Here is a 19,823-nt window from a genome sequence, read left to right on the forward strand (position 1 = left end):
GCCGGTCATCGGCGATTGATCATTTGTGATGCAGCTCCATTGCGCTTTAGATCGCTCAACATCATCTGGTAACCCGCCTGCGCGCCATCCTGGGCCGCCTGCTTTACCTCGGCCCTGGACGCTGCATCGGTATTGCCGCTGAAGTGAAAATGCTGCGTGACGCCCGAAAGCGTGCTGGCGCTGTTCGAACTGGAGCCGTCACCGCTGTCCCCCACCATCCGCACACCCAATGAGCCGTCCGCCGCACGGGTCAGCGGCATGATTGCTTCCGGCCCTGCCTCGGCGAAGATCCCCGCCCCCTTGGCAAAGGCGAAGGTCTGGGGCGAGTTGTAGACGCCGTTGGAAAAGTTCGAAAGGCTCGGAGAGTCGTACACCCCGCCCTTGGCATTCATGACCGGCGCCAGCGGTGTGCTGGAACCCGTCATCACGCCTTGGCCAAGTGTGGAGGCGCCCCCGGTCAAAAACCCGAACGCAGAGCTGAGCAGGCCTACCGCCGCCTGGCGTATCTGGATACGGATCAGGTCCTCAATGATCGAATCGGCCATGTCCTTGAACGACAGCTTGCCGGTCTTCACATAGTTGAGTATCCCGTCCTCCATGCTGCTGAACGCATCGGTGAACATCGAACGCGTTTGCCCAGCAACGTCGGCGGCTTGGTCGGCATAGTTCTGCCAGGCACTGGTAGCTCCGTTGGCCCAATCGCTCTGCGCCTGGTCGACCTTTTGCCAACCTTCGGTCATGACCTGTACCTGCTTGGCGCCGTATTGCTCGGTCAGGGCGATCTGCTGCTCCAAGGCCTCTTGTTGCTTCTTGGTCGTAGCAGTGGCCAACTCGGTACGCAGTGACAGTATCTTGTCGTTGGTCTGCCGCTCCAATTCCAGCCGCGCCTGGGTGCGCTCGGCTTCCTTATCACCCATGCCCACGGCTGAGGCCATGGCGTTGTATGAGTCGCGCGCGTTGTTGAGTTGCTTTTCAAGGTCGGCCTGGTACTGCATGGCCTGCGACATACCCGAGGCCGAAGAAACCGCGCTGTCGTACTGCTGCTTAAGGAAGCTCAGGCCCTTGGTGTACTCATCCAGCGGAATCTTGCCGTTGAGGAACAGCAGGTCGAGTTCTTCGGTCTTCGTCTTGAGTTCATCCGCTGCAGCGCCTGCCGGATCGAACGATTTTTTCAAGGCATCGAAGGACGTTTGCGCCGTCTTGATGCGCTGCTCTAATGCACTGTTGGCAGCCTTGCGGGCTTTTTCTGAAGCTGATTCTTCCTTGGTGGAAGCCTTGTCAGCCTCCTTGCGGGCATCGATAGCTTTGGCCTGGTCGCGTATCTTGGTGGCCAGTTCACTTTCGGATTTGATCTTGTTTTCAACGATGAAACGGTCAGCCTGCTCCAGCGCTGTTTTGTCCTGCAAGGTATGTAGCTGCTTCTCCTGCTCTTTGAGGAAAGCTTGGCCCTTGTTCCTAGCCGCTGAATCATCATCTGTTGCTTTCGGCTTTTGCGGCTCTGCCATTTCCTTGTTCAGGGCCGCCTGAGTCTTGGTCAGCTTGGCGGCGGCCTGCTCGGCCGTGCTGTACGCCCCCGCACTTTCGCGGATAGATCGCAGGTTGTCTTCAGGGATGTTGAAGCGCTTGGCCAGGTCATCCACCACGGTGGACAGCTGCTGCCCCGAGGTGCGGGCGGCGTCGAACTCAGCGCCTACCCTGGTTCCTACGGTCGTACCGAGGTTTTGCCGGATCGTCTTTTGAAAATCCTTGTACGCCTCATCCGCTGCCGTAACGGCCCCTTCCTGCTCGCGAGAAATCTTGACCAGCTCTGCACCCTGCTGGTCCTGGGTGAGCTTTCGAAACTCTTCGCGGATCTCTTTTAGCGGCCGCTTCAATGCATCCAGGCTGCTGGCCACTGCAACGGTATTGTCGCGCATGGTCAGGAACGCGATACCTGCACCAACCGCCAGCGCTGCTATCCCAGCGGGGCCACCTAGCAGCGACAACAACCCGCTGGAAACGCCCTTCAACGATGCCTGGGCCACGGCTACCTGCGCGGTAGCAGCACGCTCCGCCATCCGGGCCTCTGCCAACTGGATGGACATCTGCGTCTGTACTGCGGTACCACGGGCTGCGATAGCCTCCTTTTCTGCCCGAATGACTGCGGACTGAGCCGCAATCTGGTTGGCGGTGGCCACCTGCACCGCACTGGCGGCCTGGGCTATATTGGCCGAGCGCGATTCCACACTGGCCGCAGTGCTCGCCGCCAGGTTGGAGATGTAGCCTACGAAAGCGGCAGCGACCTTGCCGCCAAGGATCGCCACCAGGATGTTCAAGTTATCAGCAAGGAAACCGATGCCGGCGCCCAGCCCATCCATGACGCCGTTCTTCGACATGGAACTGAGCCGCTGGGTGACACTTTCGATACCCGGCAGCATGCCTGAGACAAGTTGGCGGGTTGCGCCAGCAAAGGAAGCCTCAAGCGACTTGATGGACTGATTGACCTCAACCAACCGCCCTATCTGAATGCTCGACAGTACGTTGCCTGCGGCTTCTGCCTTATCGCCCCAATCCTTGAAACCTTTGCCGTTGTCGCGCAGCAGCGGGATCAGCGCTGTAGCCTCATCGGCCATGGCTTCCATGTAAGTGGTCATCTGCTGCTGGTTCAAACCCGCTTTTTCCAGCGAGTTGTAATACAGCTGCAGAGCCTGTGGCCCTGATAGGTTGGCAAAACTCTGGGCGGTGACGCCGACCTTTGGAGCGATTTCCTTGAAGAAGTCGGACATTTCCCCGCCGCCGCGAGCGATGAACTCGCCAGCCCGGTCGGTCGTATCCTTGAAGATATCGGCCAGCTTGTCCTGCTCGACGCCCACCGTCCTAGCGCCGGCGGCCATCCGCTGGAACTCTGTCGTCGAGGTATTCGACAGCGTCGAGAGATTGCGGATTTCCTGGGCATACTCGGCGGTCTTGGTGGTGATTGCCACCAGACCCGCCACGGCGGCCGTAGCAGCCAGCCCCATACCGGTGAATGCCGAGCTGATCGAGCGCTGCAGCACGCCTGCATTGGCGCCGGTGCGGTCGAATGCCTTGTCCACATCGCCCAGGCTGCTATCGATCTGGCCTGATGCTTTCGCTACCGCGCTTTCACCACGGGCAATCTCTTGGCGCAACTGCGCGGTGGTCGCTTCGATGCGAACGAGCATCCCCTGGACATCAGAGTCAGCCATGGGCGTCTCCAGCTAGAAGTAAACGAAACAGCTACTCACGCCGCGCCGTCAGGGCCAGACGCAGTTTCTCGGCCACGGTCGAAGGTTTTGGCTTCTCGGGCGTGGACTTGCTGCCAAAGGGATGAGTCATGCGCGCCCATTCGATCCGGGCGTCCATGGCGATAAACAATTCGGGGAGAGGCGTGCGCCAGGCCACGTCCGGCGGCCATCCAAGCCAGCCTGTGGCCACCGCAAACAGCCGGTCTACATAGCTACCGTCTTCGACGGCGCTTACGCCTTCCCCGCTTGGACGTTTCCCGAGTTTTCACCGCGTGGGTTGTACAGCGCGCCGAGGTAACCGGTGAGCTGGGTGGCAAGCCCGGCCACACCTTCCTGCCAGACTTTTTCCGGCAGGTCTTGTGCCTGTTTAGCCTCCAGGCCGGCGCCGGCGGCAATGATCAGTGCCACGCCGTCCACGCTCAGAACGCGCAAGGACTCGGCAGCCCCGCGCAAGCCGCCGAAGTGCGCTTCGATCTTGCGCACGGCTCCCAGGGTAATGGTGAGGTCGTACGATTCGTCACCCACTTTGATCGAGGTGGCGCCATGTAGGGTTTTGCTCATGGATCAGTACCTTGGAAATGGGACACTAGGCCCCGTGGAATCAGGTGGCCGGGCCGGCGTTGATCTCGATGATGTCGGAGTTGATGCCGATGGTGACGTTGCGACGTACCACGTTGTCAGCAGCGCCAGGCGCCACGGTGTTGTTCATCACCTTGCCGCGCATGTAGAAGGTCGTCGGCAGTACTGCTGGGGTAGCCGTGGAATCACCATCGTTGAGGGTGATCTTGATGTTGTAGTCGCCCTTGGTACGGTCCTTGTGCGCCACCTTGATGGCTTTCTGGCCAGCATCGCCATTGTCCAGGCCCACGGTCAGGGTCAGGTCGCCAGCGTCAGCGGTACCCTTGTACTTGCGTACTCGACCATCTTTGAGCGAGGTGAAGGTCACACTGCTGAAGGTGTCGCCAAATTCGCCCAGGTCTTCGATTTCGCCGACCTCGACATAGGTGTCCTGCTTGTAGGTGGCTTCTGTATCGGCACCGGTCTTGGTGCCCAGGGAAAAGCGGCAGCCTGCGGCGGTGTTGAGGTTGTTCGCCATGGATTGTTCTCCAAAAGGCAGATTGGATAGAGCCGCAAGCGGCGAGATGTAAATCAGTGGGTGGTGATGACGCGGACGGTAATCGACCCCATGTACGTGACGCCGTCGACATCGCGCTGCGCGTCGGCCCGCTCGACCCTAACGGACACCGCCTGGCCCTCTTCAAGGGGCAGGGGGCGCTCATCCAGGGCGGCGGTGACCTCGGCGTTCAGCTGCTTCACCTGCGCCTGCCCATGCGCATCGGACCAGACTGTCAGGTAGATCAGACGCTGCTGCCGTTTGCGACCTGAGATAGGGCTGATGTTGGTCGAGATTTCACGATCGATGGACACGTAGGGCTTGGCTGTGTCCATTGGTGCTCCGTCGTAGACGGGACAGGACACTTCGGCCTGCAAACGCTCTACGATCGCGATCTGCAGGGCTACAGAGGGATCAGCCATCAGTTACCCCCTGGCTCGCCTTGCGCAGCGTTCTGGACACCGCAGCCCGGATATCCATCAGCACCACCTCACGGTTCACATCGATTGCCGGACGCAGCCACGGATGCGCAGGCAATGCCGGGATGTCGGGGTACTTGCCGAAAAAGTGGGTACCGTCCGCTTTGTTCTTGGCTGAACGATTCTTGCCGCCAGCACGCTTGCTTCCGCTGTAGCCTTTGGTGCCGTACTCGAGGAAGCGCAGGTAGTAGAAGCGTCGGTAGTTCTTCTTGCCCCGTATGCCGATCTCAGCATCCAGGCCGCTCTTGGACACAAAGGCCGTGAGTGCCGCTGCGGCGGCGCCGGTATCACGCGGAACAGTGGCCTGCATGGTGGCCAGCACCTTGTTGGCCGCCTCCTGCATGGCGGGCCGTAGCTCGTTGTCCATGTTCTGGTGAATGTTGCGCAGGGTACGCCGTAGCTTGAAATCGCCTGAAAGCCGAGAGCGCCGGGCCATGCCCTACTCCTTGGCTTTGGCCGGCTTCTCTGCCTTGGCCAAGCTTGGGCTTTCCTGCATGTCTTCGACCAGGCCGCGGTCGATCAGGCCCTGGGCTGTGGTGGCGTCTACCACGAATTCATCACCAGCGGCGCGATCGCCGACAGCACCGGACAGATCGGCAAGTGCTCGAACTTTCATAAGGCTTCCTCAAGGGGTGGGATCGGTGGAACACAGCAGGCGAAGCATGGACCGCTCGTTGTCGGGCAGGGCCGCTGCAACCAGGTAGGTAGTGCCTTGGTAGACCAGACGACAGCCAGCTACTACATCCGCGCGGGGCCTGATGCGTATCTCAGCCGTCACCACGGCCTGCAGGCCTTCGGCAACACTTTCAACACGTCCGGTGGGCAGCGTGATCTCTGCCCATAACTTGCCCGCATCGACCCAGGTTTCATCGAAACCCCCGGTGCGATTTTTTACACGCTCTGGCTTGAGCAGCGTTGGGCGGTGACGTAACGGACCAGCTCTCATCAGAAGCGCTTCCTGTACCAAAGCAGCCGGTCAACGGCCAGTGGTACTTCAACCGGGGCGCCGCCAATGACGACCGCCTCCCGATTCGCATACCAATGCCCAACCAGCAGCAGCACTGCCTGTTTCACGTCGCGGGTCAGGCCCATCTCAGCTGGCACGACTGGCTCAGTCTCAACCAGCACCCGGTCGCAGTGTTGCTCCACATGCGCCAACGCTGCGTCGACGTAGCCCTGGATAAGCTGGTCTTCCTCAACACCGTCAACGCGCAGGTGCAGCTTCACCAGGTCGAGGTCGATCATTACTTGGCCTCTTTGGCAGCCTTTTCAGCGGCTTCCTTTTCAGCAGCTGCTTTGTCAGCTGCCTCTTTATCGGCCTGAGCCTTTTCGGCTTCTGCTTTTGCAGCTGCCTCTTTTTCAGTCTGAGCTTTTTCTGCTGCGGCCTTTTCAGCGGCTGCCTTTTTCTCAGCTGCGCTAGTCTGCTTGTTCTCCTTTGGCGCGGCGCCATCGGTGACTTCAACAGCCAGGCCTTTGCCGATAAGAACGTGGGCATACTCGTCGTCAGCGTCCTCGAACACGACCCCGGCGCGTACACGGTCGCTCTCTGCGCCCAGCTTGGCCGCATTACCTTCAAACCCCCACAGGATGCGAATCTTCATGACGTACCTCATAAAAAAGGGGCCGTCAGGCCCCGAGTTGGAAGGGTTCGATTACTTGGCCGCGAAACGGCCTTTCACGAAGGCATACGCTCGGCGAACGGCCAGGCCCAGACGCTCTTCCACCAGCACCACGCGCCGGTTCCGTACGAAGTCGTCATTGATCATCCCCACCTTCACGGTGTAGGCCATGCGGTCATACAGTCGCGCGCCTTGGGAAAACGAACCGACCAGGAACTCACCGCCAGTTGCAGCAGCGTTTCCAGCGGCAGGTGTGCCTTCGTCCATGCTGTCGGATACCACTACAGGGCGGCCCCACAGGATAGGGGTGACCAGACCTTGCAAGTTGGCGAACAGGTAGCGGTTCTCGGCATCCTTCAGCAACTCGATGTTCATCCAGTCCAGGTCAGTCATCACCACGGCGTCAGCCGAGCGCTGGGACTGTTTGCGCACCTGGTAGATGGAACGGCGCACGGTATCAATCGGAGTGTCCCCGGTTTGGCTAAGCGCTGCGTTGAATGCGCTGGCCTGGGTCATGATCCCGTTGAGGTTATTGTCTGTACCATCACCCTTGAGGATCTGGGCCTCTTCCTTGAGTTTCAGGTCGTAGCGAAGCAATTCCTGGATGTAGCTGTACAGCTGAGGGATGTCGTCCAGGGCCTCATCGGTCACCGGCATCCACACAGCGATCTTGCGGACGTTGTCCGTCTTCTGCTCGAAGGTCACGTCGCTGGAAGGCTTGACTGCGCCTTCAGCCACCATGCCTGCCCCGCGAGTGTGCAGTTTCTCCACGAAGTAGCTGTAGCTCTGGCCACTCACCGGCGTGGTCGGGATTAGATCGCGAATCACCAAGTCCTGGCGCGGGCGATCCTGAATCACCGGGTCCCATTGAGTGGGTACTAGGCCGGCACTGGTCAGCTTAGTTTCGGACATGGAAGCCATGTCAGATTTGGTAATTTCGATTTCGGCTTGGTTTTGGTTCTTTTGCTGCAGCGATTTGTAGGCTTCGTTGCCCTTCACCAGGTCGATGAAGCTTTTCCTTTCGCCGCCCTGGTTACGCAGCTGAATGCCTTTTTCCTCGAGCTTCTGAACCTGCTCGATGACGCGCTCCAGTTCGCCTTTCTGATTTTCGATCTTGGACTTCATTTCCAGCGTCACGGTGTTGCCTTTCTGCAGCTCTTCGGTGACGTGGTCGTATTTTTGCTGAAGGCCCTGGAAGCCATCTTTCAGTTGCTTGTCCAGGGAATCGCGCAGCTCTTTCACTTCGCTCATTGCGAGGCTCCAAAATGGTGGGTGAACAGTGTGGAAAGTTCTTTCAGCTCATCCACGATCACCGTGGCCGCTGTGTCACCGTCGCGGTGCACGGCGGAATAGCCGAGCGAAGCGACCGCAGCCGCTTCCTTTTGGGAAAGGCCCATGCGATCGCGCAGCGCCTTCTCGAAAAGTCTGATGTCCGATTTGACGTCGGTAATAGTTGCTTCCGGGTTCATGCCGAAAGGCACAAGCGAGGCTTCCCAGAGTTCGGCCTGCTTGATGATGCGGATCTGTCGGCCCTCGCGCTCTTCGTACGCCGCCAGCAGCGTGTTGAAGCCAATGGACATGCTGTCTAGCGTGCCCTCCTTCATCAGCTCGTAAGCATCACGCGCATAGCTCACACCCAGGTTCACCTTGCCCTTGAGGTACAACCCGTGGGCGTCCTGGGTGAAGTCTGCCGACCCTACCAACCGGGTCAGGTCATGAAACAGCGCCAGCTTCAGGCGGCCAGCGCGGGTGGTCTTCACCTTCGTGAACGCCCCCGGCAGGATCACGTCATCACCCAGGTCAACGTTGTTGAACACTGCGGCGTAGCCTTCGAAGTTGCCGGCGTCGTCGACGGCCTTGACCTCGAACGGCACTTCAATTTTTGTCAGCATTGGGCTGCATCTCCCACCGGGTAACCCGGTTGTATTCCTCACCAACGAGAGGCGTCTGGTTTTCCTTTTCGCGGACTTCGTTCGTGCTCATCCAGCCCGAACCACCCGAGCCACCGAGCGCGGCCTGGTAGTAGGTAGCCCGCGCTGCACTGTCGGCACGCAGCAGGCCCTCGACCACAAACTCGACGAACCGCTCGGTATCGGCATAAAGCTTGTCGTTGAACTCGTCCTCGATCGCATCGAGGTAGGGCTTTAAGCCGAATGTCACGAACCCGCTGGTTTGCTGCTCGAGGTTCGAACCCATGATTGAGGTCTTGCTGGCCCGGTTGGCCAGGTAGAGCGGAACGCCCCAGATCCCGGCCAAGGCCTCTTCCTGGAACTGCTGCGACTCAATGAACTGGCTGTCCTTTTGGGTAAGGCCCGCCGGGACGATCTTCGGGCCGCCCTGCAGGATGGCCATCTTGCCCAGGTCCTCGGTGTCGGCCTTGCGCACGTCGGGAAACTTCGCCATGACCTGAGCTTGCTGCTCAGCGGTCAGGAAGTTGTCGTAGATGACGTAGCCACCGGTGAAGCCGCCTTTGCGCATGAAGCGTGCCGACCAGTCGTGCGCAGCCTTGGCCAGGCCGATGGTCTCGGCCTGATGCTCGACCGGCGACATGCCGTTGATGCCGTCAGTGCTGAACAGTTTGAAGTGCAGCATGTTTTGGGGCGACACCGGCACACGCTTACCGTCCAGATTGACGTAATAGATCAACTGCCCCTCAAGGGTATCCGGCACAACCTCATCGGGTGATACCAGGTTGAAGCCGATCGCTTCGCCCGAGCTGGAACGCTCGATGATGGCGTAGGCATTTCCGCGCAGGGCCATGTTCACGACCACTGCCTTCAAGAAGTTGAGGCGAGTAATAAACGGGTTTGGCTTACGCATGATGCGGCTGGCGCGATCCTTGTAGGGCACCACCACACGTTTGCCATCCTGGTCGTCGTAAAGCTTGAGCGGCAGCCCGGCGACCGATTCGCTGAGAATCTTCACGCAGGCCCAGACGATGCTGATGTTCATGGCCTTGGTCGGGGTGATCCTCACGCCTGCTTTGGTGGCCTTACCGCCTACGGTCATGTCGACTTCGACGTAGTCACCGGTTTTCGGGTCCTCATAGCCGAACATCCGCCAGGACAGCGGGTTGTACCAATGAGATGCCATAGTCAGCCTACAAGTCCGAAGAAACCGTTGTTCAGGTAGTCATCCATCCCGCCTTTGCTTTCGGGGTTGAGCGACATAAGGGATACCGCGTTGAAGGTGGCCATCAGCGGGTCGATCTTGGCCGAGCCTGACGCCTGCTTTGTGATCAAGATCGAGTTGCCGCGTGGCTCGACACGGGCGTTGCCGCAGCACCAAGCCATCATCGGCTGTCCGCCGTGTACCAGGCCGCCCTCGGCCAGCTTGCGTTCGGTGGTCTTGATCGCACCGCCCAGCTTCCAGCCCTGCGAGATGCCGATGATCTTGTCCTGGGGCACGCCAGCGGCTACCAGCGCATCAAGCACGCCGCCTATACCGGCCGGGTCGACGCCGACCTGATCAAGCAAGCCAGCCTTCTCGACCCTTGCAGCAAGGTCTGCCACCTCTTCCAGGTCATCACCGATCACGTCCACCATGGTCAGGTGGCACTGTTTGGCGAAGTCGTGCAGCCGAGGCGCCTCGCCTTTACGGCGCTCTAGCACCGATGGGTGCGCCCAGGCATGCGTCCATAGCAGCCATTCACGCGTGTTCTTGTCTCGGCCTATGGCCGCGAAACCCAGCAAGTCATCCAGGCCGCCACCGTCGATGCCGATATCGATTACCTCGCAGCGCTCGATCAGGTTGTCCAGCGTCAGGCCGGGCAGCTTGGCCTGGACTTCCCAAAATTCGGCACCAGCCCAGCGATCGGAACGCAGCGCCAATCCGATCTCGACGTTGAGGTGCTTGGCCAGGAAGCCACGGAACGACTCTTCGCCATCGATCTGCGCCTGGGTAAAGCCGCGTTCAATGAACGGTTCGTCGACCGAAAGGCCCAGGTTCGGGTTGGTGATGTAGGCGTTAGCCACATCGCGGTGGCCGCCAGCGTCCAGCAGATGCTTGGGAAATTCGTACAGCACCGGCAAGAACGACTTATCGACGATGCCGCCATCACGAACCTGGCGCGCATACAGCAGCTTCTGCCGGAATACGCCAGCTGGTGGCGCATCAGACTGAGTGGTAGCCCAGATGATGAAACCCTCGGGCCGTGATGCCAAGCCACCGGTGGCTTCGCGCAGCATTGCCTCAGCGTTGGCGCGCTTGCCGAATACCCATAGTTCATCGATGAAGACGCCGATGGCTTTCTTGCCCGATACCGTTTCACTGTCGGCCGCGACGACCTTAAGCGTTGCGCCGGTCTCATGGTGGGTAACCGTGCGTAGATGGTCCTGCACCTTGAGCAGTGCGGACAGCTCTTCATCAGCCTTCACCATGTCCCGGATAGGGATATAGGAGTTGTCAGCAATTTCCTTGGTCGGTGCCAGGATGATGAATTCGCCTGAGGTCCGCCAGTTCAGCACCAGGGCCGTCAGCATGATGCCAGCAGCAATGGTGGACTTGCCGTTTTTCTTGCTGATCAACAGCATGAATTCGCTGATCATCCGGCGGCCGGTGTCCGGGTTGTACGCGCCGAAGATGGCGGCCACGAACTCATTCACCCAGGACCGCACCGTCTCGCACATCAGTGGGCTGCCGGTGGCGTCCACCATACGCAGCGCCCCAAATACTTCGAGGGCTTCCGCCGCCTGGTCGGGGAACAGCGGTTCGAAGGGGATCAGGCTTTGGCGAGCGACTATCCGCTTTTCCCAGTCGGGACACGCAGTCGACCACTCCATCATTTCACCGACTGTAGGGGACCCTTACGGGTACCGAACCGACCGGCCGCCACTTGGGCTGCTTTGTCCTTGGCCTGCTCCTTCTTGCCGCTCTCCCCTTTGCGGGGATGAACGAAGGGCATCAATGCCTTGGCAGCATCCACCCGCAGCTTCGCTTCCTGGCCCATGTCGTTCATGACGGCCAAGAGGAAGTCCTTGGGGTCCCGATGGGACAGAGCCTGGCGCAAGTCGAACGGCTGCGCATCCTCCTCCGCTGCAGGTTCAGGCTGCCCCTCGGCGGGCGTCTGTTCGTCCCCGGACGCTTTAACACCTTTAACAGTTTTAACATCCGCCTTGGCAGGATGCAGCGCGTTCAGCTTGTGCAGCTCGGCGATCACATCGGCATCTTTTGCAAGACGCGAACCGGCCGCAGAGGCAGTCTTTTCGGGGCATCCAGCGGCTATGGCTGCCTCTTTATTGGACGCACCTTCCCTCACCGCCTTCACGAAAGCGCGTTTTTTGGGTGTTAAAGCCATTAACAAAAAATCCTGAGCGGAAAAAAATCTGTACGTGCGGTCGAGGGCGGTCTAGTAACCCGAAAAACCCATTTTTTTGACCCCCCCCTCCAAACGGCCAATTTTCGCACCAAAACCGTGCAAATTCGGTCTAAATCGGTCAAAACGCACGACTTTTTGCCTCTTCGCGCTGTTTCACGCGGTCGTGGCAGGGTTTGCAGAGGGACTGCCAGTTGCTGCGGTCCCAGAAAAGGGACTGATCCCCGTTGTGGGCCTCGATGTGGTCGACGACCGATGCGGCGACGACCAGCCCCTGCCGATCGCAGTAGACGCACAGTGGGTTAGCGTTCAGGTGGACCAGCCGAGCCTTCTGCCATGCGTAGTTGTAGCCGCGCTGGTTGGCCGTGGTCTTGCCCGCACGCCAGGTGGCAGGGGGAGCAATGGCAACACGATCACCCTGGGTGCCGATGCGGTTACCCAGTGTCTTGAGTCGTGCCATCTTCAGCTCCAGCGTGCGCGCCACGAAATGGGCGTGTCGAGTTTTGTGGCGCGGTCAGCGCTTAACCGAACGCCGGTCGATCTTGCCAGGCTCAGGGCCGAACCGGGTGTCACGCAAGCACCCTTCGCAGCTAAGCCGGGAGCAGATCCAGCGCTTGACGCGGGGCCAGTAAGTGACCATGAACATATGGCGCAGTCCTGCTAGGGCCAGGGCAACATGAAGCGTTACCCCGGCAGAGTTTGGCGTAAAGAAGAAACGATCCGACCGGGCCAGGATGGCGTAGCCGCTGATGGCGATGACGGCGTACAGGATCTTGCCGATCACACCATCACGTACTCGGCCGCTCAGCACACACCAGGTCGCCCAAAAGGCGATTAAGCCTGCGGCTAATGCATTCAGGTATTCGAGGTTCATGGGCTAGGCCCTCCGAACTTGGACCTGATAAATGACCAAAGATCGGCAGCTTTGATCGCGCGGGTTATCGCGGCCATCATCGAGCCCCCGAATGTGCCCAGCAGAAAGCCAACTCCGGCGACACTGCGAGGCTCCGAGATACCGAAGTAGTCGCTGACCATTCCGGTAAGGTAATGAGCACACGCCATGCCCGTCAGCAGGAAAAGCAGCCATGCCTTACGGTCGGTCAGATCGTCCTTGTGCCATCGCGTCGCTACCAGAGCGCCGAATAGCCCAGCGATTAGCCAGTCGAACTTGTCGAGCAGCCGGTGAAAGAACTCCATGCGCTCAACTCCAGATCGCATTAGGGCAGCTTGAGGCGCCGGTTCATAAGCCGTTAAATTATCGAACGCGGCAGGTCAGCTGTTAAGAATGGGACGGATCAAATACGCTATTGTATTTTGACAATTGCGCGACAGCCAAAAGGGAAGCAGTGATGGATTGGAAGATGTTTGTAGGTATAGCGGCGGTCGTCATCGCTTTTGTTAACTTGCTATTCAACATTGCAAAGTCTTCTTCCCCAGAAAGGAAGAAGGTGTTTCAAGGGCTGAAGGGTTCCGTCATGGCGCTTGTCATACTGTGGCATCTATTTCAGATTTACCTATTCCTGATGGGACCTGGAACTGCTTCACGAATCGAAATCGGTGTCTTCGCGTTGAGTGTGCTGAACACTATCGCGTACTCCGGCTGGCTTGTAGAACTGCTTGTTGAAGCCAGAAAGGCAGAGCGCGCTAAACGAGAAGCGGATGCTCTCGACGCAGCTGAGAAACTTCGAGGGGAGCTAGAAGCTGCGAAAGACCGTCGCGTATCCAGTGAAATGCAACTTTATGTACAGCAAGAGATGTTGAAATTTGCGAAAGAGCTCACAGGACGAGCAAGTTCGAATTTATAAAAAACCCGACTCGATGGCCGGGTTTTGGAAGCTTGGATGCCGTTGCGTACCAACTCACGCAAGATCGACATGATGGCGCTAAATTATGATCATTTCGCCACTGCGTCAAGCTGCGTCGATAAAGATTTGCTCTCGGTCGAAAATCTCAGTTGCATGGATGACCGCCGCTTCTTCGAGACTTTCCAAGCGCTTGGCAATGCCGGTCTTCCAGCGTCGCCGGGTCGACTCTGGTTTGCCTTCGACATCCCAAGTGTTCATGTCGTAGAACTCGGCCGGCAGTACGATCATGTCGGTCGAGCGCTTGGTGGTTTGAACACCCTTGAGCTTAGGAATTGCCCAAGCAGTGAGCGCCTTGTAGATGAAGAGCTGCGGGGCCGGGGACGTGGTGCGCGACACCAGGCGTCCGATGGCAGCGACCTTGTTGGCCTTGTGCGTCGAATACTTCGCGACCAGGACATCCCATTGTGCTGGGTCCAGCTGGCGATGCAGAAGCGCGTACAGGCAGCAGTCGTAGTCGAACTTGTCGCGCACAGAAAGCGTAGCGCCGGTGCCGCCTTGGCGAAGATCGGCATCAATCAGCTTCTGCCATGACTGCTTGGTGCTGTTGTCAATGTTGTCGGCAGCCAGTACGCGGACCAGCGTGCTCATCACGTCTTTATAGATGCTCATGCCTCACTCAATCCCCTGTGTAGTTCGATCCGCCGGCGCCGCGACGGTTGTTCTGGTGGTATTGCTCGGCCGGGCCACGCATAGGCACGGTCCGCTCCAATTCGTTGATCCGGCGCTGGGCCTGCTGTAGCTTCATGTTCAATTGCAGCACCAGGTCTACCAGCGGTAGCGCCTGGCCGGTAGCTGCATCCACCCAGCCCGAGGCGTGGCAATGGGCACAGGGCATGTCATGGAAAATCCCGTGCACAACAGCCTTCCCTTTGCAGACCGGGCAATGGGCCAGGGGCTTTTGGGGCTGGCGGAAAGCGGGGCCATGGCTCTTTTTCATGCTTTTGAAACCTCGCCTATGGTTGATTCTTCGAGTGCTTCGCAAGGCGCGTCGGCCTTGGGCTGTGGCGAATTACCAGAATCTCCCAATCTAAAACCGGTCAATTCATGGATGCGCTTGAAGCCCTTCGCATCTAGGTAATGGCACCACCGATCCAGTGCCTCGCGCTTGCGGCTCATCACATCGGATTGGATGTACACCTTCACGTTGTGGCCCATGGCGTGGTTGATCAGCAGCTCCCCGATGAGGTGGTCAATGCCGATGTCTGCCCAGCCAGTGCGGGCTACCTTGCGCAGGTCGTGGCTGGTCCATTCACCTTTGCCCAGCCGGGTGAACACGGCACTGGCCTGGCCCTCACTCAGGGGCTTGCCATTGCGGCCGGGGAACAGGTATTGCCCGTCATAGCTGCAGGCCCATTGGTGGTCGCGGTACTGGGTGAGCAGTTGGCGCACCTGATCGGTAATAGGGAGGTGGTGCTCTACCCCGGTCTTAGTGTTTTTGGCTGGGATAAACCACTCCCGCTCGGCCAGACTGATATGCGACCACTGCGCCTGGCGGGTCTCTCCGATGCGCGTGCCATGGCAAAGCATCATCAGTGCGAACATGGCGTCTTGTGGCGCAGTCACAGCCGCTTCACAGAGTTGAGCGATCAGGTCCTGCAACTGCGTGACTCGCAAGCGCGACGGCTTCACGCCTACCTTTGCCTTGGAAAAGTCGCTGAACCTGACATCCTTCATTGGGTTGTCGGCGATCAGTCGAAGCTTGAACGCCTGACGGAACGCCAGGGCCAGCAGCTGGAACGCCGAGCGCACATAGTCGATGCCGATCACCTCTTGCGCAGGCCACATGAGCCTGTCGTCAAGTGCGGCCTTATTGATCGAAGCCAGGGGAAGCGAGCCCAGAAGGGGCTTAAGGTGGCACTTGATCAGCGAGGCGCCGGTTTTTTTGCGCTTGGCAGACAGGCTACGGTCACGGGCCATGCGGTCGGCATACCAATCCAGCAACTCGCCTACCAGCAGCCACTTCGAGAGGTTGGAGCCGGCGCCCGCATCAACCCGAAGGCGTATGCCCGGCAATGCTGCAATCACCTGCTTTGCGCTCAGCTCAGGGAACCCCCCGACAAGGTTCCATTTCCCTCTGAGCACCAGATACCAGGAGGCGCGGGCGCGATTTCGGGTAAAGCGAAGGTACAGGCCCCGGTGCTCAGGGTCGCGAAGGTCGCGGACAGCCCCGGACGCCTGCCGCCGTATTTCCGCATCCGTGATCTTTGTGACTAGCGTCTGCGTCATGTAATGGACCTCTGCTCAGGCATCTCACCCTGAAATATCCCTCTGGCCGTTGGCGGCAACCTCAGGTAATTGCGCAGGCATTCCATCGCGTCAAAGTGGCCATAGCAGACGATGGCCAGATAGCCCTGCTCATCCAGCAGGCGCAGATAGGCCCGTTGACTGGGCGATACAGGCGCAGGGTCAACGGTGGCCTTGAATTCGATGTACAGACCGAAGTACCCGCCGCGGGCGATGGGTAGCGACAGGTCAGGCACGCCAGCGCGCACTCCCTGGGCCTTCAACTTGACGGCTACCAACTTGGAGCGGTGGCCACCGTTCGGAATGTGGTGGAGCAGCTCAGCGGCTGCGGGGTACCGCAGGGCGAACTCCTCCAACAAGGCCGCCTGCTCAAGACCTTCGCGGTCAACAGGCTTGGCGCGCTTGGCACGAAGAGCACGCGGCTTGTAAGGGGAAAGGGTTACGCCCTGGGTCATTTTGCTAGGCCTCTACTTCTTCGAACCGTTGATGCGGTCTTTGCAGTCAGTGATCTGGGTGTAGAGCGGCGCGCGATCCTTGTCTGATGGGATCTTGGCCACCTGCTTGGAATAGGCGTTCATGGCCAGCAGTGCGTCATAGGGCGACATCTTCCCGGCTGCCCAGGCCTCGAAGGCGGATGCGATCTGCTCGGCCAGGGTAGGTTCTACGGGTTTGGCTGGGCCTGGCGGGTTCGTACTGCCTGCCTTGATCGTTTCCTTAGCTGCGGTCACCTGCTTGTAGAAAGCGCTGCGCTCGTCGGTCTTGGGAAACTGGGTATCAGCCTCGACCTTTTTGGCCTGGATGAAGTCGAGCGCATCGCTTGATGCCAAACGGCCGGCTTTGACGTCGACCAGTACCTGGCGGACCTCTTCGGAAAGGTCAGCAATGCTGCGCGCTGGGGCATCATCGGGCGGCACAGGCGTGCTTGCCGGCGGCGTGGTCACCGGATCTTCCGGCTGCACCTCGGGCAGGCCATATTTCGGCGCATTCGCCGCGTCGCCGTCGTACACATGCAACGCGAAGTAGCGCACCCAGCCCCTGCCCTGGCCGCCGACTTTCTCCTGGCTGTACACGCCAGCTTTTGGGTACCAGGTGTCCTTGGCATAGGAATTCATGTCGAACTGGAAGCCTTCCTCCAGCAGGACTTTGGTGGTGACCCGTGCGCGATTGATGAATGCCCGGAACAGCCCGGTGCCAGTCAGCTCGAAGCGATAGATGAAGGCCTCGCCCTGCTTCACCCCCTTGGCGATGAGCACCTTGTCTTCGGCGCCGTCCAGCTTGCGGCGAAGCTGCGCATAGATGTTCCAGGTGCCGTCGCTCTGGCGCGTGCCCTGGCCTTTAAAGCCGGGGTGGTTCGTATCGCCGTGCCATTGGGCAAAGATCAGCTTGCCGCTGCGAGGCCCCTCCATAATCGCGCAGCAACCTGCAATGACGTGCAGCGCGGCGCTGGCGATCTTCCAGTTGGCCTGCTTGATTGCACCAGCCAGCGTCGTGAAGCGAAGCTCACAACGCGGGAAGTCGCTGTTGGGCGTGGACTGGGCACCGCGCACATCCGAAGGGGCGATGAAGTCGATGAAATCAGGCGTGGGCTTGAAGTACGGGTCCACATAGCCCTTGTTCAGCTTCGCGGTGGGAATCACCGTTGCGCCGATTGGGATGGTCAGGTTCCAGCAGGAAAGGTCGATCAATGGCAGGTCCTCTTTGGGTCTCATTAGGCGGCCACGCCCTGGACCCGCAATAGGCCCTCGCGCAACCAGGTGGATTGGGTTTCGGCTACGGCGCGGATCACGTCCCGCCAGTCGATTTGGATATTGCGGCGGCCGTCCAGGGCGTCGTGGCAGTCGCTGCAGGCGAAGCAAGCAATCTGGTCAGGGCCTTTCATGCCCATGCCACGTTGCCCACACGGGACGTGAGCCAGGACGGTGGTTTCTGGGTTGCCGTTGCAGATGCCGTAGATGCGAAGGGTGCATTCACGGCCTCGGGCGCTGTTGCGGAGCTTTTGGGAGATCACGCGCATGGCTGTACCTCCCTTGCACGCTGCTGCTCAGGGGCGAAGTCGCCGCGCAGTGGCATGAGCCACTTCTCCCAGACGATTGCCTTGTCCTCGCTGACAACCCAAACCGGCTCGCCACCATCCTTCTCGTAAACACCTGGGTCCATGGGATTGGTGCGATCCACAGGCCCCACAAAGTGCCGGCTGATCAACTCCACGCAGGTGCCTACCACTGGGGCGTAGGTGTGATTTATGACCAGAGCCAGGTCGCCCGGCTTGAATTCATGGTTCATCAAAACCCCTCCTTACCGCGCTGTGATTCCCAGTCGAACGGCAGCACGATCACCCCGCCCTCGCGCAGGCGGTCGGCCGAGCGCTCGCCCATGGCACTGGGCAGTTCCTTAGCGCCCAAGTTGGAAATCACGATGGTGGGCAGCATCCGTTCGTAGCGGCCGTTGATGATCGAAAACAGGCGGCTCAACTCGAAATCGCTGGGCGCTTCCTTGCTTGCGCCAACTTCGTCCAGCACCAGCAACGTGGGGCGTACCAAGCCATCAAGAATGCTGCCTTCGGTCTGGCTGGAGCTGCCGTCGAACGTGGCGCGGATGGCGTGGAGGATTCCCCCAAGAGTGCGATAGGCAGCGGTATGCCCACTGGTGGCCATGACGGACTGAGCAACGGATATGCCTAGGTGGGTTTTGCCAGTGCCTGGGGTGCCAACCATGACCATGCAGCGGCCAGCGGCCAGGTTCTGCTCAAAGTCGGCAGCGTATTTTTGACACCGTGCCTTCGCCTTGATCTGCCCAGGGTTGGTGGCGGTGTAGGTATCGAACGTGCGGTCCTTGAAGCGCTTCGGAATCAGGGCATCGCCCATTTTCCACGCCAGCTCATGGCGTGAACGCTCAACCGCTTCCGCCCTCTCCTTTTCGGCCTGGGCCTGCTTGCACTGTGGGCATGGCGAACGGAACGTACTGCGCAGCACTCGGGTTTCCGTGCTTGAGTAAGGTCCGTGCTTCTCGCACATGGCCATGCTGGTGACTTGAGGGCTCGCCATGTTGGACAGATGCACAACGTTCTCAGAAGCCATAGCTGCCATCCTCCCGAGCGATCAGGCCGTCCGTGTAATCACGGTTAGCAAATCCGCCGTGCCGGGACTGAGGCATCGGGTGAACGTTGCTGTGCATGGTCAGCTCGTCCTCCCAGCGACGGCCATTCAGCCAGGTTGCGGGGTGAGGAACGAACTGCCCGTTGTCCTTGGTCCAGTCCTTGGAAACGCAGTGCTTGCCCAGTGAATCGATGATCTGGCCGTAGAGGGCCGGTGTAACCTTGAGCTTGGCCCAAGCCTTCTCGGCGTCTTTCTTGCTCGCCTTCCTGGGGTACAGCTTCCAAAACTTGGCGAACAGGTCTTCACTCGCCGGCGCCGATGGCGTGGTAGGGGAATCAGGGATCAGGGATCCGGAATCAAGAGAGAGGGAATCAGCCGGAGCGCTTCCGATTTTCTCGGAAGTCGTACCGATTTTATCGGAAGCAGTACAACCCATTGATGGAGCGGGTATTTCTGAATCGGGCTCGTTCTTGTGCGGGTTCTGATGTTTCTCGAAATTGCAGATCTCGATGTAGCGTTTGCCCGCCACTTCGTAACGTTGAATGAAACCCTCAACTGCCAGCCAGGCCAGGATTGCATTGGTATCCAAGCCATCACGGTACGGGAACAGTTCACCCTTGATCCGCAAGGGCCGGTCCTCCAGACGCCCAGCACGATCAGCGAGCAGCCAAAGCCCTTCGAACATGAGCGTGAACAGAGGATCAGCTACGCCAAGCACCTCATTTTTGAACAGTGCTGGCTTGATGTTTCTTGCTCTAGCCATTACATTTCACCTTGTAGAAGTTGTCGAAAAGGCCGGGGCGGAATCCCGGCTTTTTTGTGCCCAAAATTCAGGCGGTATAGGTGTC

At 59.4% G+C, this 19,823-nt stretch carries 27 protein-coding genes; 1 reads left to right on the forward strand and 26 read right to left on the reverse strand.

Annotation, left to right across the window (positions count from 1 at the left end):
* Positions 1-5 precede the first annotated feature (5 nt).
* The 17 genes from ACSAMW_RS08940 to ACSAMW_RS09020 form a co-directional block, all read right to left on the reverse strand.
* Positions 6-3,206: a phage tail tape measure protein gene (locus tag ACSAMW_RS08940; RefSeq protein WP_500593607.1), complete on the reverse strand. Its 3,201-nt coding sequence runs from the start codon at positions 3,204-3,206 to the stop codon at positions 6-8.
* Positions 3,207-3,476: 270 nt separating this feature from the next.
* Positions 3,477-3,806 carry a hypothetical protein gene (locus ACSAMW_RS08945; protein WP_500593608.1) on the reverse strand — a complete coding sequence of 110 codons (330 nt, stop codon included), beginning with the start codon at positions 3,804-3,806 and terminating at the stop codon, positions 3,477-3,479.
* Between the two features lie 40 nt (positions 3,807-3,846).
* Positions 3,847-4,341 (reverse strand): hypothetical protein, encoded by a 495-nt coding sequence (locus tag ACSAMW_RS08950; protein ID WP_500593609.1) that lies wholly within the window; start codon positions 4,339-4,341, stop codon positions 3,847-3,849.
* A gap of 53 nt (positions 4,342-4,394) precedes the next feature.
* On the reverse strand, positions 4,395-4,781 hold the full coding sequence (locus tag ACSAMW_RS08955) for a DUF3168 domain-containing protein (RefSeq protein WP_500593610.1): 387 nt from the start codon (positions 4,779-4,781) through the stop codon (positions 4,395-4,397).
* Entirely contained in the window at positions 4,774-5,274 is a 501-nt protein-coding gene (locus tag ACSAMW_RS08960) for an HK97-gp10 family putative phage morphogenesis protein (RefSeq protein WP_500593611.1), read from the reverse strand. The genes ACSAMW_RS08955 and ACSAMW_RS08960 overlap by 8 nt, the downstream gene beginning before the upstream one ends.
* 3 nt (positions 5,275-5,277) lie before the next feature.
* Positions 5,278-5,454: a hypothetical protein gene (locus ACSAMW_RS08965; protein WP_500593612.1), complete on the reverse strand. Its 177-nt coding sequence runs from the start codon at positions 5,452-5,454 to the stop codon at positions 5,278-5,280.
* A gap of 9 nt (positions 5,455-5,463) precedes the next feature.
* On the reverse strand, positions 5,464-5,784 hold the full coding sequence (locus ACSAMW_RS08970) for a phage head closure protein (protein ID WP_500593613.1): 321 nt from the start codon (positions 5,782-5,784) through the stop codon (positions 5,464-5,466).
* Positions 5,784-6,083 (reverse strand): head-tail connector protein, encoded by a 300-nt coding sequence (locus ACSAMW_RS08975; RefSeq protein WP_500593614.1) that lies wholly within the window; start codon positions 6,081-6,083, stop codon positions 5,784-5,786. The genes ACSAMW_RS08970 and ACSAMW_RS08975 overlap by 1 nt, the downstream gene beginning before the upstream one ends.
* Positions 6,083-6,358: a hypothetical protein gene (locus ACSAMW_RS08980; protein WP_500593615.1), complete on the reverse strand. Its 276-nt coding sequence runs from the start codon at positions 6,356-6,358 to the stop codon at positions 6,083-6,085. Before ACSAMW_RS08980 ends, ACSAMW_RS08975 begins: the two co-directional genes overlap by 1 nt.
* A gap of 132 nt (positions 6,359-6,490) precedes the next feature.
* A complete protein-coding gene (locus ACSAMW_RS08985) occupies positions 6,491-7,708 on the reverse strand; it encodes a phage major capsid protein (RefSeq protein WP_500593616.1) in 1,218 nt (405 codons plus the stop codon).
* Complete coding sequence (locus ACSAMW_RS08990; RefSeq protein ID WP_500593617.1) at positions 7,705-8,349, reverse strand: HK97 family phage prohead protease; 645 nt, start codon at positions 8,347-8,349, stop codon at positions 7,705-7,707. The genes ACSAMW_RS08985 and ACSAMW_RS08990 overlap by 4 nt, the downstream gene beginning before the upstream one ends.
* Positions 8,333-9,550, reverse strand: coding sequence for a phage portal protein (locus ACSAMW_RS08995; RefSeq protein ID WP_500593618.1), 1,218 nt, complete (start codon positions 9,548-9,550; stop codon positions 8,333-8,335). The genes ACSAMW_RS08990 and ACSAMW_RS08995 overlap by 17 nt, the downstream gene beginning before the upstream one ends.
* A gap of 2 nt (positions 9,551-9,552) precedes the next feature.
* A complete protein-coding gene (locus tag ACSAMW_RS09000; protein WP_500593619.1) occupies positions 9,553-11,241 on the reverse strand; it encodes a terminase large subunit in 1,689 nt (562 codons plus the stop codon).
* Complete coding sequence (locus ACSAMW_RS09005; RefSeq protein ID WP_500593620.1) at positions 11,238-11,753, reverse strand: terminase small subunit; 516 nt, start codon at positions 11,751-11,753, stop codon at positions 11,238-11,240. The genes ACSAMW_RS09000 and ACSAMW_RS09005 overlap by 4 nt, the downstream gene beginning before the upstream one ends.
* Positions 11,754-11,892: 139 nt before the next feature.
* Positions 11,893-12,231, reverse strand: a complete 339-nt coding sequence (locus ACSAMW_RS09010) for an HNH endonuclease (protein WP_500593621.1) — start codon at positions 12,229-12,231, stop codon at positions 11,893-11,895.
* 54 nt (positions 12,232-12,285) lie between these two features.
* Complete coding sequence (locus ACSAMW_RS09015; RefSeq protein ID WP_500593622.1) at positions 12,286-12,645, reverse strand: hypothetical protein; 360 nt, start codon at positions 12,643-12,645, stop codon at positions 12,286-12,288.
* A complete protein-coding gene (locus ACSAMW_RS09020) occupies positions 12,642-12,968 on the reverse strand; it encodes an MFS transporter (protein WP_500593623.1) in 327 nt (108 codons plus the stop codon). The genes ACSAMW_RS09015 and ACSAMW_RS09020 overlap by 4 nt, the downstream gene beginning before the upstream one ends.
* Before the next feature lie 152 nt (positions 12,969-13,120).
* Between ACSAMW_RS09020 and ACSAMW_RS09025 the strand changes: the two genes are divergently transcribed.
* On the forward strand, positions 13,121-13,576 hold the full coding sequence (locus tag ACSAMW_RS09025; RefSeq protein WP_500593624.1) for a hypothetical protein: 456 nt from the start codon (positions 13,121-13,123) through the stop codon (positions 13,574-13,576).
* A gap of 105 nt (positions 13,577-13,681) precedes the next feature.
* Here the strand turns inward: ACSAMW_RS09025 and ACSAMW_RS09030 are convergent, their stop codons facing one another.
* Genes ACSAMW_RS09030 through ACSAMW_RS09070 form a run of 9 tightly spaced genes read right to left on the reverse strand, consistent with a single transcriptional unit; the run spans position 13,682 to position 19,738 of the window.
* The gene (locus ACSAMW_RS09030; protein ID WP_500593625.1) at positions 13,682-14,245 is read right to left on the reverse strand and encodes a hypothetical protein; all 564 of its coding nucleotides are present in this window, start codon (positions 14,243-14,245) and stop codon (positions 13,682-13,684) included.
* Between the two features lie 7 nt (positions 14,246-14,252).
* Positions 14,253-14,573 (reverse strand): hypothetical protein, encoded by a 321-nt coding sequence (locus ACSAMW_RS09035; RefSeq protein WP_500593626.1) that lies wholly within the window; start codon positions 14,571-14,573, stop codon positions 14,253-14,255.
* On the reverse strand, positions 14,570-15,862 hold the full coding sequence (locus ACSAMW_RS09040; RefSeq protein WP_500593627.1) for a tyrosine-type recombinase/integrase: 1,293 nt from the start codon (positions 15,860-15,862) through the stop codon (positions 14,570-14,572). Before ACSAMW_RS09040 ends, ACSAMW_RS09035 begins: the two co-directional genes overlap by 4 nt.
* Positions 15,859-16,335, reverse strand: coding sequence for a VRR-NUC domain-containing protein (locus ACSAMW_RS09045; protein WP_500593628.1), 477 nt, complete (start codon positions 16,333-16,335; stop codon positions 15,859-15,861). The genes ACSAMW_RS09040 and ACSAMW_RS09045 overlap by 4 nt, the downstream gene beginning before the upstream one ends.
* 12 nt (positions 16,336-16,347) lie before the next feature.
* A complete protein-coding gene (locus ACSAMW_RS09050) occupies positions 16,348-17,565 on the reverse strand; it encodes a polysaccharide lyase family 7 protein (protein ID WP_500593629.1) in 1,218 nt (405 codons plus the stop codon).
* A gap of 23 nt (positions 17,566-17,588) precedes the next feature.
* Positions 17,589-17,894 carry a nuclease domain-containing protein gene (locus ACSAMW_RS09055; RefSeq protein WP_500593630.1) on the reverse strand — a complete coding sequence of 102 codons (306 nt, stop codon included), beginning with the start codon at positions 17,892-17,894 and terminating at the stop codon, positions 17,589-17,591.
* Positions 17,885-18,163 carry a hypothetical protein gene (locus ACSAMW_RS09060; RefSeq protein ID WP_500593631.1) on the reverse strand — a complete coding sequence of 93 codons (279 nt, stop codon included), beginning with the start codon at positions 18,161-18,163 and terminating at the stop codon, positions 17,885-17,887. The genes ACSAMW_RS09055 and ACSAMW_RS09060 overlap by 10 nt, the downstream gene beginning before the upstream one ends.
* The gene (locus tag ACSAMW_RS09065; protein ID WP_500593632.1) at positions 18,163-18,957 is read right to left on the reverse strand and encodes an ATP-binding protein; all 795 of its coding nucleotides are present in this window, start codon (positions 18,955-18,957) and stop codon (positions 18,163-18,165) included. Before ACSAMW_RS09065 ends, ACSAMW_RS09060 begins: the two co-directional genes overlap by 1 nt.
* Positions 18,947-19,738: an LvrA C-terminal domain-related protein gene (locus tag ACSAMW_RS09070; protein ID WP_500593633.1), complete on the reverse strand. Its 792-nt coding sequence runs from the start codon at positions 19,736-19,738 to the stop codon at positions 18,947-18,949. Before ACSAMW_RS09070 ends, ACSAMW_RS09065 begins: the two co-directional genes overlap by 11 nt.
* Positions 19,739-19,823: the final 85 nt, after the last annotated feature.

The sequence above is a fragment of the Pseudomonas sp. AB39(2026) genome (assembly GCF_059831485.1).

Bases quoted from the DNA above. Each gene is read 5' to 3' on its own strand.
- ACSAMW_RS08940 (WP_500593607.1), bottom strand. From the start codon at position 3,206: ATGGCTGACTCTGATGTCCAGGGGATGCTCGTTCGCATCGAAGCGACC.
- ACSAMW_RS08945 (WP_500593608.1), bottom strand. From the start codon at position 3,806: ATGAGCAAAACCCTACATGGCGCCACCTCGATCAAAGTGGGTGACGAA.
- ACSAMW_RS08950 (WP_500593609.1), bottom strand. From the start codon at position 4,341: ATGGCGAACAACCTCAACACCGCCGCAGGCTGCCGCTTTTCCCTGGGC.
- ACSAMW_RS08955 (WP_500593610.1), bottom strand. From the start codon at position 4,781: ATGGCTGATCCCTCTGTAGCCCTGCAGATCGCGATCGTAGAGCGTTTG.
- ACSAMW_RS08960 (WP_500593611.1), bottom strand. From the start codon at position 5,274: ATGGCCCGGCGCTCTCGGCTTTCAGGCGATTTCAAGCTACGGCGTACC.
- ACSAMW_RS08965 (WP_500593612.1), bottom strand. From the start codon at position 5,454: ATGAAAGTTCGAGCACTTGCCGATCTGTCCGGTGCTGTCGGCGATCGC.
- ACSAMW_RS08970 (WP_500593613.1), bottom strand. From the start codon at position 5,784: ATGAGAGCTGGTCCGTTACGTCACCGCCCAACGCTGCTCAAGCCAGAG.
- ACSAMW_RS08975 (WP_500593614.1), bottom strand. From the start codon at position 6,083: ATGATCGACCTCGACCTGGTGAAGCTGCACCTGCGCGTTGACGGTGTT.
- ACSAMW_RS08985 (WP_500593616.1), bottom strand. From the start codon at position 7,708: ATGAGCGAAGTGAAAGAGCTGCGCGATTCCCTGGACAAGCAACTGAAA.
- ACSAMW_RS08990 (WP_500593617.1), bottom strand. From the start codon at position 8,349: ATGCTGACAAAAATTGAAGTGCCGTTCGAGGTCAAGGCCGTCGACGAC.
- ACSAMW_RS08995 (WP_500593618.1), bottom strand. From the start codon at position 9,550: ATGGCATCTCATTGGTACAACCCGCTGTCCTGGCGGATGTTCGGCTAT.
- ACSAMW_RS09000 (WP_500593619.1), bottom strand. From the start codon at position 11,241: ATGATGGAGTGGTCGACTGCGTGTCCCGACTGGGAAAAGCGGATAGTC.
- ACSAMW_RS09005 (WP_500593620.1), bottom strand. From the start codon at position 11,753: ATGGCTTTAACACCCAAAAAACGCGCTTTCGTGAAGGCGGTGAGGGAA.
- ACSAMW_RS09010 (WP_500593621.1), bottom strand. From the start codon at position 12,231: ATGGCACGACTCAAGACACTGGGTAACCGCATCGGCACCCAGGGTGAT.
- ACSAMW_RS09015 (WP_500593622.1), bottom strand. From the start codon at position 12,645: ATGAACCTCGAATACCTGAATGCATTAGCCGCAGGCTTAATCGCCTTT.
- ACSAMW_RS09020 (WP_500593623.1), bottom strand. From the start codon at position 12,968: ATGGAGTTCTTTCACCGGCTGCTCGACAAGTTCGACTGGCTAATCGCT.
- ACSAMW_RS09025 (WP_500593624.1), top strand. From the start codon at position 13,121: ATGGATTGGAAGATGTTTGTAGGTATAGCGGCGGTCGTCATCGCTTTT.
- ACSAMW_RS09030 (WP_500593625.1), bottom strand. From the start codon at position 14,245: ATGAGCATCTATAAAGACGTGATGAGCACGCTGGTCCGCGTACTGGCT.
- ACSAMW_RS09035 (WP_500593626.1), bottom strand. From the start codon at position 14,573: ATGAAAAAGAGCCATGGCCCCGCTTTCCGCCAGCCCCAAAAGCCCCTG.
- ACSAMW_RS09040 (WP_500593627.1), bottom strand. From the start codon at position 15,862: ATGACGCAGACGCTAGTCACAAAGATCACGGATGCGGAAATACGGCGG.
- ACSAMW_RS09045 (WP_500593628.1), bottom strand. From the start codon at position 16,335: ATGACCCAGGGCGTAACCCTTTCCCCTTACAAGCCGCGTGCTCTTCGT.
- ACSAMW_RS09055 (WP_500593630.1), bottom strand. From the start codon at position 17,894: ATGCGCGTGATCTCCCAAAAGCTCCGCAACAGCGCCCGAGGCCGTGAA.
- ACSAMW_RS09060 (WP_500593631.1), bottom strand. From the start codon at position 18,163: ATGAACCATGAATTCAAGCCGGGCGACCTGGCTCTGGTCATAAATCAC.
- ACSAMW_RS09065 (WP_500593632.1), bottom strand. From the start codon at position 18,957: ATGGCTTCTGAGAACGTTGTGCATCTGTCCAACATGGCGAGCCCTCAA.
- ACSAMW_RS09070 (WP_500593633.1), bottom strand. From the start codon at position 19,738: ATGGCTAGAGCAAGAAACATCAAGCCAGCACTGTTCAAAAATGAGGTG.